This is a genomic window from Metamycoplasma neophronis, assembly GCF_006491995.1.
GTDB classification, from domain to species: Bacteria; Bacillota_I; Bacilli_A; order Mycoplasmatales; family Metamycoplasmataceae; genus Metamycoplasma; species Metamycoplasma neophronis.
In genome coordinates this window covers 67,625-82,432 of sequence record NZ_VHHP01000001.1, presented here as the reverse complement: position 1 = coordinate 82,432, position 14,808 = coordinate 67,625, and the positions used below count along the sequence as shown (strand labels likewise).

Below are 14,808 nucleotides of genomic sequence, written 5' to 3'. Positions count from 1 at the left end.
AAATCACTTTTTTATTTTTCAAAAGATAATTTAAATTTTTTTATCCTAGCTATTATTTTTTTTAACTTTTGACATATATTGCTTCAATATTTTTTTGCCTTCACTTGACAATAAATTGTAATATCCTTTTTGCTATCCCGGTTACATAAATTGAACTTTCGATATTTTTTTATTTATACATTCTATAAAATATCACTAAATTTGTGTGAAATAAATATAACGTATTTTGTGAATTTAAATTTTTAAATTTAATCTATAAAAAAACTACCAAAAGTTTAATTTTTTGAATTAAAACATTGAAAAACATTGAAAAAAGCTAATAAAATTGCTTTTTTTATTTGTTTTAAATAACTAAAACAGAAGAAGAGAATTACTAAAAAATTGTTATAATTTTTTTAAATATCAGATTAATTTTTTTTAATTATAGAATGGAAAAATATATGAATAAAAAAGTAATTTTAACCGTTATTGACGGTTTAGGGATTCGCAAAGAAAAGCAAGGAAATGCTTATGCACAAGCGTTTCACCCTATTTTTGATTATCTATTCGCAATGTGCCCAAATAGTGTACTACAAGCTTCCGGCGAATATGTTGGATTACCGAAAGGACAAATTGGTAATAGTGAAGTAGGACACTTAAATATTGGTGCAGGAAGAATTGTTTATACAGGTTTATCTTTAATCAATAAAGCGATCGAAGACAATACTTTTGATCAAAACGTTGTTTTAAATAATGTAATGGACGATGTTAAGATCAAAAATAGTACATTACATTTAATGGGATTATTAAGTAACGGTGGTGTTCACTCATTAGACGCGCATTTATTTGAAATATTAAAAATGGCGCACAAAAAAGGTTTGAAAGATGTTAGTGTTCATATTTTTGGAGATGGACGGGACGTTAAACCACAATCAATTAAAGATTCATTAAGTACACTAATTAATTTAGTTAATGAATTTGGTTATAAAATTTCTTCAATTTGCGGTAGATTTTATGCAATGGACCGCGACACTATGTTTGAAAGAAACATGGCATCATATGACACAATTTTAGGTCAATCTAATCATGTTATTGAAGATGTTGAAAAGTACATTGATGAACAATATGAAAAAGGGATTTTTGATGAATTTTTTGTGCCTGCGCAACTTAGAGATGGTAAGTTTTTAAAAGACAATGATTCAGTAATTTTCTTTAACTTTAGACCAGATAGAGCAAGACAATTAAGCCACTTAATTTTAGGTTCAAGCTTATATACATATCAACCTAACGATAGAAGAAAAATCGATCATTTTGTTTCATTGATGAAATATGAAGGAATTGATTCCGAAATTGCATTCGAAGAAATGAAAGTTATTAACCCACTGGGTAAAGTTTTAGAACAAAATAATCTAACTCAATTAAGATTAGCTGAAACACAAAAATACGCTCACGTTACATTTTTCATGGATGGCGGAATTGATGTTGTTTATCAAAATGAAGAAAGAGTTTTGGTTGAAAGCTTAAAAGTTGATTCGTTTGCTGATTATCCACAAATGTCGGCTGAAAAAATAACAGACAAATTATTAGAACACATTAAAGGTGTTGACTTTGTAATTATGAATTTTGCTAACCCAGATATGGTTGGGCACACCGGTAATTTAGAAGCAACTATTAAAGCAATCGAAATCTTAGACGAACAATTTGAACGAATTTTAAATTACGTAGCTGATAATCGGGAAACAGTTAGTTGATTTATTACAGCAGATCATGGTAATGCTGAAATTACAGAAGATGAAAATGGTAAGCCAGCAACAAAACACACAACAAGTCCAGTTATGTTTATTACCACTGATAAAACTATTGAATTAAAAGATGGTAAATTAGCTGATGTCGCACCAACAATTCTTGATTATTTAGGCATTGAAAAACCAAAAGAAATGACGGGTGAATCATTATTAATTCGTGATTAATAAAATAACTTCATGGCAATAAAACCATGGAGTTTTTTTATTTCAAAAAAAGCAAATAAAAACGGAAGACTAGCTTCCGTTGGCATATATCATAATATTAGAATCTTAGTGATAGACAGCTTAAACCGCCATCTAATTTCTTGTATTCTGATGTGTCACAGGTAATTACTCTGTAAATTCCTAAGTCTTTAACTGCTTTTAATACGTTTGGATATCCTTCAGGAACGATAACTGTTTCATTTACTCAAATACAGTTTGCTGCGTAACCTTCTGATTTGTCAACAACGATTTGGTTAAAGTCTTTAAATGTTGGGTAGTGTAGGAATTCTCCAGAAATTAATAAGTTATTATGTTCTAAGTAGTTAACTCCAGTTTTTAGGTGTAACATTTCAGTCATTGGTACAGGAATACATTTCTTTCCCACTTTTGCTAAAATGTTGTGGAATTGACGAATACCTTCGCGGTTTGTACGTTCTGACATACCAATGTAGTATGTGTCCCCAACCATCATAACATCACCACCGTCCATTGTACCTGGTGATTGAATTTTGAAGATGTGGTCTTCATCAAAGAATTTTTCTAGATATGGCAACATTTCTAATTTTTCGCCATTACGTGAAGCTGCTCCTGGGTTTGATAAAATAGCAATTTCTCCAGTAACAATAACGGCTGTATCTTCAACGAAGCATGAGTCAGGGAAGTCTTCATTTTTAGGACATACTGTAACTGCAACTCCACAACTTTTTAATGCTTCGATGTAAGCATCGTGTTGTAATATAGCTTTTTCGTAAATAGGTTTTCCTAATTCTGGTGCTGAGGTAATTCCATCTACCATCGAGGCAGCTGGTCTTTTAACAATAACGTTTTTAAATTTGTCTTTTAATTGTGACATGATATAAAAAATCTCCTTAAATTTTTTGTGAGGTTTCCCTCATAAATTATTTTAATATAAAAAACTCTAATATTCTAGTTATGGCTAAAAAATTATGTTAAATTTAAATACAATAAAATATTGCTTTTATTTTAAATATGTATATAATTCTATTATATGGACTCAAACCTTGTATTTATTGATTTCGAAGCAATCACAAACCCATTTGCCAAATTGGTTAATATCCCTAGTGGAACACCCTATGCATACACATTGGGTCTTTTGAGTGACAAGAACCAGTTTAAGGTTAAAACTTTTATAATGGATTTCAATAAACATGGAACAGTAAATGGCATGTGAGCCACAATTAAAAAATGCATTATTAACGACATTAATAAAATAAATTCCAAATTAAATCTTAAGGACGTTGTTTTCGTTGGCCATAATCCCGTATTAGAACATAACTGTTTAAAAAGATTATTCCCAGAAAACCGTGTTGAAGCTTTGATTAGTAACACAACGGTTTCATTATCAAAATTAACTGGGAAAATTTTTAATGAACCTTATTTTATAAAAATTAAAAAAATTATTGCGGCATCAAATGATAAATATTTATCTAATGCCCTGGGCGAACGTAATGGTGCAATTGCTTCATTTGCAGGTTATTGATTATATACAAAAGCAATTAAAAATTTAAGAGCAAATGATAAAAGAAAAAAATTTTTAATTAACTTGGATCAAAAAGTTTTATTAAGAGAATTAACTCGATATTCTAAAGATGATGTTGTTAAGATGATTTATGTCGTTGAACATCCTGATCAAACTGAACAATTATTAAAAGAACTTTCATATAAAAGAGAGTTATTAAAACAACTTAAAAATTTAAATCTAGATGAAAAATTAACAATTAAAGAATTAAAAGAAAAAATTTGAACATTATAGTAAAGAGGTCTTTATGAAAACAATAAAAACCGCTAAGCCTAATGTTATTAAAAGTTTATTTCCTCAAAGCAAACACGATTGGAAACTATATTTTATAAAAACCATGCCAATCATTATTGGTGAAATACTATTTTGCTTGAATGGTTTTTTAGATAATTTTATGGTTAGCCACTTAGACGGCGGAATCGACGCATTAACTTATGCCAATACCTATACTGGTATTATCTATACAGTTTTCTTTGCAATCCAAGGTATTGCTGCGATGTTCGTTGGGCAATATTATGGCCGAAAAGATTATGACAAAGTTAATCAAATAATGAATTTGCGGATCTGAATGTATTTAATAATCGTTATTGGGTTTGCTATTCCTGCATGAACGGCCACGGGACAGATGATTAATCTTGTGGGCGGAAGCAATATCAAAGAATCAACACGTATTGAAGCGATGAATTATTTGATATTAATTACTATCTCATGGATGATTACATCATTTAACTTTAACACTAATATGCAATTGAATGAAACAGGGCATTCAAACTTAGCTTTTATTTCGGCTTGTTTAACCTTAGCAACTAATGCGACAATTAATGCTGTATTTTTATATGGTTTTAAAAAACCTGCCCACTATGCAGCTATTGGTTCAATTATTGGAGCCTGCGTTTGTTTAACATCGGATGAATTACTGACATGATATAAAGACAGACCAATCTTTGTTAATTTATTCAAACTATTTCACATTACTAAGCCAATTGCAAAACAAATTTTAAAAAGAATACCAGCTATGTTAGTAACAATCGTTGGTATGATTACTATCCCACTGAGAATGATGATATGGGCACGGGCTTATCCAGATAATATGATAACCGGTTCGGGAATCGGTTATAAATGGATGGGTATTAATGCTGTCACGATTTTAGGACTGGTAGAAAGCTTATCATCTATTGCATCGGCGGTAACGAGCGTATGTTCAAGTAACGTTTCATACTTTGTTGCCACAAAATTGGGTGAAAATAATTTTGAAGAAGCGGCCAAACATTCACAAGCATTAAAAGGCTTCCATACATTAGCTGGATTGATTATGTCAATACTAATGATTGGTGTTGTGTTTGGAATTGCTTATTCTCCAGCCACTGCAAAAGGTTCAGAACTTGGTGTTGAAAAGCTTTTATACACTAAAACTGATGTCCAAAATGTAATTAGCATTTTAAACGCAAAACCTTTTGAGAATGCCGGTTTAGCAAACTATGTTAGAGAATATGGTATTCCAAGTGTTGGACAAAATATTAAATATGACAATTTTGTTCAAACTGCAATGCAAATGACAAAAGCTCAATTTAAACATACATTCCTATTGTGCTGTTTCACTTTTATTGCGTTTAATCCAGTATGATGCTGATTCTATACAAGTGCCGCATTGCCTAGGGCCGGGGGAAGAAACATGATAGCTTCGATAACAATGCTATCTGCCCAATGATTATCATTTATTTGATTAATAATTATTACTTTTGCAATTGTTGGACCTTTAAGAGGAACATCGCATCAAATGCCAATCGAGTTAGCTTATTTCTTATTTTACTCAATCGATATTTTAAGATGAGCAATTTTTGAAATAGTAGCTTGAAAGACAGATTGAAAGAGAAATGTAACAACAGAAGTTGACGGCCCAATAATGCCGGCTATGGCAAGCAAAAGATCGCTTAAAAAGCAAAAATTTATTAACGAAATTAAACCTCTAAATTAGCATATTCAGTGCTAATTTTTTAATTTCTTTTATTCTTAAATTTAATATAATTATTTTTATGAAAAATAGCAAACCTTTTAAATATCTTGCCATTGGTGATTCGATTGCACAAGGATTCAATAGTAAAATTGGTTGTGGAACATGTGGATTCAAAGACAAAAATTCATATGTTAAAGGATACAGTTATGCTGATTACTTAGTTGAATTTATTGAAGATTATTGCAAAATGAATGCAAAAGAAAAACCAGAATTATTGGAATTTTGAAAAAATTTCGAATATCAAAATGCATCAATCTCAGTGATGAGAATTGATGATTTTCATTCATATGTTAATAATAAATTTGAACAAGGCGCATCTAATATAATTTACATGAATAAAAAAGTTGAAGAAATGGCTGACATTGATATTCAAAGTAATTTATTTAAAATAAATGATAATTTATCAGAAGAACAAAATTTTGCCAACTTTAGTGCATGTTATATTGAACAAATTAAAAGCGCTGATTTAATCTCAGTATCAATCGGCGGGAATGAATTTCAAAGTTCAGTACCATTTTCATTATTTAGATCAATTTTTAAGGAGCCCAATTTCTTTGAACAATTAAAAATAAAAGAAAAAATTTTTAATCAATTATTGCAAATTATTAACAATATCGTTGAGCAATATTTATTAATGATTAGAAAATTAAAAGAATTAAATCCCAATGCAAAAATAGTTTTATTATCATATGTTCCACCATTTTTAACTTTCTCAATGAGATATGAAGCGTTGCTTAAAAAAATGAACCCGCTTGTTTTCAATGATTTATTTAAAAAATTCGTAGGCACATTAAATGAAGTTATTAAACAAGTTGCTGACCAAGAAGGATGTTATAACGTTCAAGTATTTAATTTCGATGATTGAAAGAAAAATTCATCTGTTTTGTGTGAAAACACATTAGATGTTCACCCGACTGAGTTGGGATATCAAGAAATGGCACGTAATATTTTCAAATTGATATTGAAAAATAATTTAATCTTTTCTGATTATTCTGAAAATTATTGAAAATTTTTGAATAAATTCTCAATCAAACGTAACAAATTAATTTCGATGCGTAATGCTGATAATAAATATGTTTGTGAAATGAAACATGGCATAAATCATATCGTTTATATTTTAAGATCTTGACTTGATTCAAAAAATAACATTCAAAACCCATATTTTGCTTTATTGAAACGCGAAATAAACAATATTGCTGAAGATGAAAAAAATGATGCTCTAATTGTTAGCCGGGAAGAGTATACATCACTATCTTCTTTAGTTTTAGAACGGATTGTTTTTATCTTAAAATACTTTCCAAAAGAAGCGGAAACAATTCAGTTAATTAAAAATGATTTTGTTAAAGACGAAAACATTTTAGCTGTTTTATCAAAAATACTATTAAGTGACAGTATTATTAAAATTATTGCCATTAGTGAACAAGTATATAAACAAGATAAGTCAAATAAATTGACACACTTTATTAACAAATTAATTAAGGCAAACCAAGAAAATTTTTATTCACTATTTTTAGAGATCTTAGATAACACAAAAGATTTAAATAATAAAATTCACACATTAATTAAAGCAATTTGCAATGACTTTGAAAATCATAAAACAGCTATTTTTCCAGAAAGAGCATTCACAAACTTTGTCAAAGCAATGTCCTATAATGAAAAATTAGTTAATGATTTAAAATCAATATTCATTATGTTAGAAAGTTATATTGTTTTAAGACATAATTTCAATAACTTTGATGATCTAATTTTGGGTTTTATTAGAGACAATGATTTATTAATTAAACAATTTACAAGAGATGTTTTAAAACATTTGGCTAACGAATGTAAAAATGACCGCGGAGCATTTGCTAATTTAATATTATCATTTATTGGAATAAGTCCAGATGTTTTAAATTACCGTGAATGAAATAAATTGAATAACACGATTGATGAAATTTGAAAATTATTATCAGATGAAAAAGCAATCAAACATATTACTGAAATTATTTACAAATTATTATCAGAAATTAAAATATTTGACAATGTTGATTTCAGACAATTCAAACCATTACGTTATATGGCAATTGTTATTAAAAGATTTTCTCGGGCAATTGGCCACAATTTATTTAATAAATACAATCGCCGCATCATTAAGATTGTTCTTAAATTATTAGGAATAAAAATCAACAACAAAACACGTCGTATATTGAAATAAGGAGATTTTATGGAACTATATAATGAAATCGAACCATATAATAAAGGTTTATTAAAAGTTAGCGATATTCACTCAATTTACTATGAAGAATCAGGTAATCCAACAGGACAACCAATTTTATTCGTTCATGGCGGTCCTGGTGGAGGAACATCGGCATCTAATCGTCAATTTTTCGATCCACAACATTATCGTATTATATTATTTGACCAAAGAGGATGTGGACAAAGTATTCCTAGCGCATGTATTGAACAAAACACCACCCTTGATTTAGTAAGCGATATGGAAGCATTGAGAAAACATTTAAATATCGACAAATGAATTTTATTTGGTGGTTCATGAGGTTCAACGTTGAGTTTAGTTTACGCAATCAATCACCCAGAACATGTTAAAGCAATGATTTTACGGGGAATTTTCTTAGGAAGAAAAGAAGATGATGACTGATTATATCAAGCAGGAGCTTCTTACTATTTTCCAATTGAATATGCTGAATATGTTAATTTTATTCCTGAAGAAGAGCGTCATGATTTAATCAATGCTTATCACAAATATTTGAATTCAGAAGACACTGAATTGGCTGAAAGAGCAGCCTATCATTGAGCTAAATGAGAATTAGGCTTAATCACATTAAACAAAATACCAATCTTAGAAGAATTACTAGAAAATACTAAATCAAACTTAGAATTAGCAAGATTAGAAAATCATTATTTTGTAAATCATATCTTTTTAGAAGAAAATTACATTTTAAAAAACGTTGAAAAAATTGCTAATATTAAAACCATTATAATTCATGGCCAATATGACATGGATTGTCGTCCTGTAGGAGCATATTTATTACACCAAGCGCTTAATAATTCATCATTAAGATTAATTCCTGAGTCAGGACACTCGGCCAGAGAAAAAGGTATTTCAAGTGCACTTTTGGAAGCAACTGAAGAATTTAAATCTCTATAATTTTTAAAAGGCTGACCAGCCTTTTTATTTCATTATTTTTGCCTAAAGTTTTCTGCATAAACCTAATTTAAAATACTTACATGGTATAATTTTTTTATTAATATTGCTAGTTTAAGAATCGAATAAAAAGGAGAAATTATGAGCACTTCAGTTGAAAATGTAGCAAAAAAATTAAATTTAAAATCTGAACAAGTTGAAGCAACTTTGGCTTTATTAAACGAAGGCGCAACAATTCCGTTTATTTCACGTTATCGTAAAAATGCAACCGGTGGACTTGATGAAGATATGATTGCAAAAATCAATGAATTTTATGTATATGATGTTGAACTTACTAAACGTAAAGAATATGTAATGCAAATTCTTCAAGAAAAAGGCTTGCTAACCGAAGAAATCAAAGTCAAAATTAACGCAGCCGATACAAAACAAGCTGTTGAAAATATTTATGAACCATTTAAAATTGGTAAAAAAACCAAAGCATCAGAAGCTATTGCATTAGGTTTGAGCCCATTGGCCGAAGCTATTATGAATAATACAAGCGATAGTTTTAATATGTATGCTGAAGCAAGAAAATATTTAAGCGATAAATTGAAAACAGAGGATGAAGTTTTAGAACAAACCAAATTTATTATTGCTCAAAATATTTCTCAAGATATTAGAGTGCGTGAATACATTAAACATCAACTGGTTAACTTTGGCACAATTGAAACAAAACTAAAGAAAAACGCAGATGATGAAAAACAAGTTTTTGCGCAATATTATGATTATAAAGAAAGAGTCAATAAAATTCCTAACCATAGAGTTTTAGCCACTAGTCGTGGTGAAGATAAAAAGATTTTAAGTTATGACATAAGTTATAACGAAAAGAAAATTATTTATGACTTAAATCAAATGTTTTTTAAAAATAAAAGAACTGCAAAAATTATTCAAGAGTGTATTGTTGACGCGCTTGACCGTTTATTGATTCCTTCGATAGTTCGCGAAATTAAAAATGATTTATTTTCACGTGCTGAATCTGATGCCATTAAAGTATTTGCCTCAAACCTTGAACAAATGCTATTAGGTCCAGCTACTAAAAATAAACGTGTATTAGCAATTGACCCAGCATATGTTAACGGATGTAAATTAGCAATGTTAGATGAAAACGGAAATTTCCTTGAAAAAGGTATTATGTTTCCTAATTCGCACGATAAAGAAAAATTCACTGAAGCAATTAATGTGTTAGTTCATTTTACAAGCAAATACAAAGTAGATATTATTGTAATTGGAAACGGAACGGCATCACGTGAAACAGAAATATTTGTGTCTAAATTCCTTGAAAAAAGAAAACAACATATTAATCAAGAAATTAAATATGCAATTGTTAGTGAAGTTGGAGCTTCAGTTTATTCAGCATCTAAATTAGCTCAAGAGGAATTTCCTGATTTACATGTTGAATATCGTTCAGCAATTAATATTGGAAGAAGATTCCAAGACCCTTTGAATGAATTAATTAAAATTGATCCAAAATCTATCGGAGTTGGTCAATATCAACACGACGTTAATCAAAAGGAATTGAATCAACAACTATCATACAAAATTGATAAAGTTGTTAACATGGTTGGTGTTGATTTAAACTCAGCTACTAAGGTAATTTTATCTTATATATCAGGTTTATCAAATTCTATTGCCGAAAACATAATTGCTTACCGTGATGAAAATGGGGCATTTAAAGACAGAACTGAACTTAAAAAAGTTAAAGGTTTAGGACCTAAAGCTTATGAACAATCGGTTGGTTTTTTAAGAATCCATGATTCTAAAAACTTTTATGATAAAACAAATATTCACCCAGAAAGTTATAAATTAGCCGACAAGGTAGTTAAGTATTTAAAAATTGATTTAAATGATATTGATAAAGAAAAATTACAAAATTTAAATCGCAAAGAATTAAGTGAAGAGCTAAATATAAATCAATACGATTTAGATATTATTTTAGATTCATTAATTGCCCCAGAAAAAGATATTCGTGACGAAAAAGCCGGATTCATTGTTTCTGATAAAGTTTTAACAATTGATGATATTCAAGCCGGGCAAGAAATCATTGGTCAAATTCAAAACGTAACCGATTTTGGTGCTTTTGCATTTATTGGTTTAAAACAAAATGTTTTAATTCATATCAAAAATATGAAAAAATTCGATAATCAATATATTAAACACCCATTAGAAGTTTTAAATGTTGGTGATAATGTCACAATTAAAATTATTGATATTGATAAAGAACGTGACAGAATTCAAGGAAAAATTGTTTGAAAATAGTTGCCAAAATAAAGGACATTAAACTTTGTTAAATATTATTTTTAATAAAAATAACAAGTTTTTTATATAATTAAAGTACTGTTTTTATATCTTGATTAAAAAGGGTTGGCCATTATGGCTAACCTTTTTACATAAAAATGGTAAGCAAAGCATTTTAAACAAAGGAGAAATTATGAGTGAATCAAATAACTCAAGCCAAAAAGTTAATGAAATCTTTACTGAAATCTACAACTTGTCAAACATTCGAAAACTTGATGAACACCGTGTTTTAGAATTATTCAAAAACGCAATTTCAAAAGTTATTTTAGAACAATATGATGAGGAAGCTGATTTAGAATTCATTATTGATGAACAAAACAAAACATTTAAAGTTATTAACCACGCTAAAACCATTATTCCTGATCCAGTTAGTGACGAAGACAAAGATACACTAAGCCGTTGTGTTGAAATTCCGATTAGTATAGCGCGTGAAATTAATCCACATGCCGAAATTGATGAAACCATGAGCGAAGAAGTTAACTTTGAAGTATTTAATAAACGTGATTATAATAAAATCCTTGCGGTATTTAGTCAATCATTGCGTGAATTAGAAAAAGAATTAACTTACCAAAAATACATGAACAAAATTGGTGAAGTTTTAAAAGCTAAAATTGTTTCATTTAAGAAAATGGGAATTTTATTGGAATTTATTGAAGATGGCGCTTCAGCATTTATGCCAACTTCGTTAACAAACCAAAGATATGTTAAAACCTTACATGCCGGTGATGTGATTGATGTTTATGTTGAAGAAGTTAGACCAGAATCAAGAGATGCACAAGTTGTGGTTTCATCTGTTGAATCTAAATTATTACAAACCTTATTAGCAAAAGAAATTCCTGAAGTTGCTGAAGGGTTAATTGAAATTGTTAAGATTGCTCGTATTGCTGGTGAAAGATCAAAAATTGCAATTAGAAAAGCTGAAAATGCTCCAGAAGGTATGGAAGAAATCGGTGCTATTATTGGTGCTAAATCAGAAAGAATTGAGTCTATTTCAAAACAACTAAAAGGCGAAAAAATTGACATTATTCTATATTCTGATGATTTAAAGACTTATATCATGAACGCAATCAGCCCTTCTAAAGTTATTGATATAGTTTTGGCCCCAAACTCAAAACCTGAATACCCTTCATTTATTGTTGTAGTTCCAAACACCCAACACACCTTAGCAATTGGTAAAAAAGGTCAAAACGTATCATTAGCATCAGAATTAGTTAAAGCAAGACTTGACATATTATCACAAGCCCAAGCTAATGAACAAGCTATTAAATACGACATTAATAACGGAAACATTACTGAAGATGAAATCAAAGAACTTGAAAACGGTAAAAGATTACAATCTAATTTCAAGAAAAGACCTAATAATAGAAACAATAACTTTAATACTTTTGAAACAAACTTCAATATTGATGAATTTGATGCTGACTTAGCAGAATTACGTCAAAAAGCACAACTAAGTGAAAACGTATTTGAAAAACAAATGTTTGCATCTTCGTTAGATGATGATATTGAAGCTACATTGGAATTAATCAAAGACGATTTAGAAAATCTAGAATCAGACGAAGAAGTTGATTTTGATCCATATTCAGCATCAATCGAAGAAATTGCTAAAAAAGATGAAGAAGCTGAAGCTGATTATGAAAAAATTACTTCAACTAAAATGAAAGATTTCAAAAAAGATGATGATCTAAGTGCAGGGCTTGAAAATATTGATCTAAGTGATCTAGATAATGAAGACTGATAGAAACTATAGTCGCAAATCAATCGTTGATGCACAAATATATGATGTGAATTTAATGGTTAGATTTGCTAAAAATAAAGATAATCAAATTAGTTTCGATCCATATTTAGAAAAGCCAGGCCGCGGAGCTTATTGTTTAAATAATCAAGAACAAATAGACACAGTTTTTAAGAAAAAATTATTAAATCGAGCATTTAAACAAAACATTAGTTTAGATGTTTATGAATCATTAAGGAAAGAGGTGGAAGAATGAATAGACAAAGTAACAAAAGAAAATCAAACGTCGAAACATTAAAACAACAGTTAAACGTTGTGGAAACTAAGTTACAAGATGGTGTATTTATTTTTAGTGGACCATTAACCATTTCTGAATTTTCTAACAAGATTAAGAAAAGTTCAGCAGAAATTTTGACATATTATTTAAAACAAGGTGTCATGAAAAACATTAACACAACATTGAATGAAGAAGAAATTGCTGAATTATGTTTTAATTACAATCTTGACTTTAAAAAAGAAGATAATGTTAACGCGCAAAACTTATTAGATAAGTTAGAAATCATTGAAGATCCTAATGATTTAGTACAACGTCCTCCTATTGTTACCATTATGGGTCATGTTGACCATGGTAAAACAACTTTAATTGACAAAATTAGGAAAAGTAATATTTTAGACAGTGAGTTCGGTGGTATTACTCAACATACCGGAGCTTATCAAGTTGAACATAATGGTCGTAAGATTACTTTCCTTGACACACCGGGTCATGAGGCATTCACCGAAATGCGTTCAAGAGGAGCTAAGGTAACTGACATTGTTGTTATTGTTGTTGCTGCAGACGATGGGGTTAAACCTCAAACTATTGAAGCAATAGACCATGCCAAAGCAGCCAATGTACCAATTATTATTTTTGTTAATAAAATGGATAAATTAGGAGCTGATCCTGAAAAAGTTAAAAGCCAACTATCTGAACATGATATTCTTTGTGAAGAATGAGGTGGCGAATATCAATTTATTTATGGTTCAGCTTTTACAAACCAAAATATCGATAGCTTATTAGAAGCAATCTTTTTACAAGCAGATTTATTAGATTTAAAAGCTAATTTAAACCGTGACCCAATGGGAACAATCGTGGAATCAAAAATCGACAAAGGTCGTGGAGTTGTTTCAACTATCATTGTTCAAAATGGTACACTATTACCACGTGACTTTATCGTAGCTGGTGGTCAATATGGTAACATTCGTAGTTTAACCTCAGTCGAAGGTAAACCTTTAGCAAAAGCATTACCTGGAACTCCATGTATTATTACAGGATTAAACAAAAATCCACAATCAGGCGATAAATTTATAGTTATTAGCGATGAAAAATTTGCTAAAAAACTAGCTGAAGAAAAAGCTTATTTAGATAAGCAGAGAGAATTAAACGAAAAAAATGCCTTCTCAATCCAAGATGGTATGAAAACAGTTAATATAATTATTAAAACCGACGTGCAAGGAACTGCAGAAGCAATTAAACAAACATTAGCAAAAATTAGAAACGAAGAAATCGCTGTTAATGTTATTCGCGCTACTGCCGGAGAAGTTACAAAAGCTGATATTTTATTAGCAGAAACTTCAAATGCAAGAATTTATGTGTTTAACAATTCAGTCAGCGCAGAAATTAAAAAACTAGCTGAATCAAAAGCTATTAAGATTATTAAACACAACATTATTTATAAAATAGTTGAAGAATTAGAAGCTTTAATCACAACCCTAAAAGAACCAGTATATGAAGAGAAACTAATTGGAACTGCGCAAGTTATTCAATTGTTCTTCTATTCAAAAGTTGGAACTATTGCCGGATGTATGATGGTTACTGGACAAGCCAAAGAGTTTGCCAAAGTTGAAGTTTTAAGAAGAAATAAAGTTATCTTTAAAGGACAAATTGATTCTTTAAAAAGAGAAAAAAATGATGTCAAAACAGTCGAAAAGGGGTTCGATTTTGGGACACACATCAAAGATTTTGATAAAATAGAAGTAGACGATGAATTAAAATTTTATGAGGATGTATTAGTATAG

General features: G+C 29.5%; 10 protein-coding genes. 9 read left to right on the top strand and 1 reads right to left on the bottom strand.

Features of this window, described 5'->3' with window-relative positions; translation table 4 throughout:
• Positions 1–440 precede the first annotated feature (440 nt).
• A complete protein-coding gene (gene gpmI, locus FJR74_RS00315) occupies positions 441–1,949 on the top strand; it encodes a 2,3-bisphosphoglycerate-independent phosphoglycerate mutase (protein ID WP_140914555.1) in 1,509 nt (502 codons plus the stop codon).
• 97 nt (positions 1,950–2,046) lie between these two features.
• On the opposite strand, the gene FJR74_RS00310 is transcribed toward gpmI, so the two are convergent.
• Complete coding sequence (locus FJR74_RS00310) at positions 2,047–2,841, bottom strand: dimethylarginine dimethylaminohydrolase family protein (protein WP_140914554.1); 795 nt, start codon at positions 2,839–2,841, stop codon at positions 2,047–2,049.
• A 156-nt stretch (positions 2,842–2,997) separates the two neighbouring features.
• On the opposite strand from FJR74_RS00310, the gene FJR74_RS07065 reads away from it, so the two are divergent.
• The 8 genes from FJR74_RS07065 (at position 2,998) to infB (ending at position 14,808) form a co-directional block, all read left to right on the top strand.
• Positions 2,998–3,762, top strand: coding sequence for a DUF2779 domain-containing protein (locus FJR74_RS07065; protein ID WP_140914553.1), 765 nt, complete (start codon positions 2,998–3,000; stop codon positions 3,760–3,762).
• 13 nt (positions 3,763–3,775) lie between these two features.
• Positions 3,776–5,503: an MATE family efflux transporter gene (locus FJR74_RS07060; protein ID WP_140914552.1), complete on the top strand. Its 1,728-nt coding sequence runs from the start codon at positions 3,776–3,778 to the stop codon at positions 5,501–5,503.
• Positions 5,504–5,561: 58 nt separating this feature from the next.
• Positions 5,562–7,736, top strand: a complete 2,175-nt coding sequence (locus FJR74_RS07055; protein WP_140914551.1) for an SGNH/GDSL hydrolase family protein — start codon at positions 5,562–5,564, stop codon at positions 7,734–7,736.
• A gap of 9 nt (positions 7,737–7,745) precedes the next feature.
• Positions 7,746–8,687 carry a prolyl aminopeptidase gene (pip, locus tag FJR74_RS07050; protein ID WP_140914550.1) on the top strand — a complete coding sequence of 314 codons (942 nt, stop codon included), beginning with the start codon at positions 7,746–7,748 and terminating at the stop codon, positions 8,685–8,687.
• Positions 8,688–8,825: 138 nt separating this feature from the next.
• Positions 8,826–10,979 (top strand): helix-hairpin-helix domain-containing protein, encoded by a 2,154-nt coding sequence (locus tag FJR74_RS00285; protein WP_140914549.1) that lies wholly within the window; start codon positions 8,826–8,828, stop codon positions 10,977–10,979.
• A 172-nt stretch (positions 10,980–11,151) separates the two neighbouring features.
• The gene (gene nusA, locus FJR74_RS00280) at positions 11,152–12,759 is read left to right on the top strand and encodes a transcription termination factor NusA (RefSeq protein ID WP_140914548.1); all 1,608 of its coding nucleotides are present in this window, start codon (positions 11,152–11,154) and stop codon (positions 12,757–12,759) included.
• The gene (locus FJR74_RS00275) at positions 12,746–13,051 is read left to right on the top strand and encodes a YlxR family protein (protein ID WP_140914547.1); all 306 of its coding nucleotides are present in this window, start codon (positions 12,746–12,748) and stop codon (positions 13,049–13,051) included. The genes nusA and FJR74_RS00275 overlap by 14 nt, the downstream gene beginning before the upstream one ends.
• Positions 13,006–14,808, top strand: coding sequence for a translation initiation factor IF-2 (infB, locus tag FJR74_RS07045; RefSeq protein ID WP_140914546.1), 1,803 nt, complete (start codon positions 13,006–13,008; stop codon positions 14,806–14,808). Before FJR74_RS00275 ends, infB begins: the two co-directional genes overlap by 46 nt.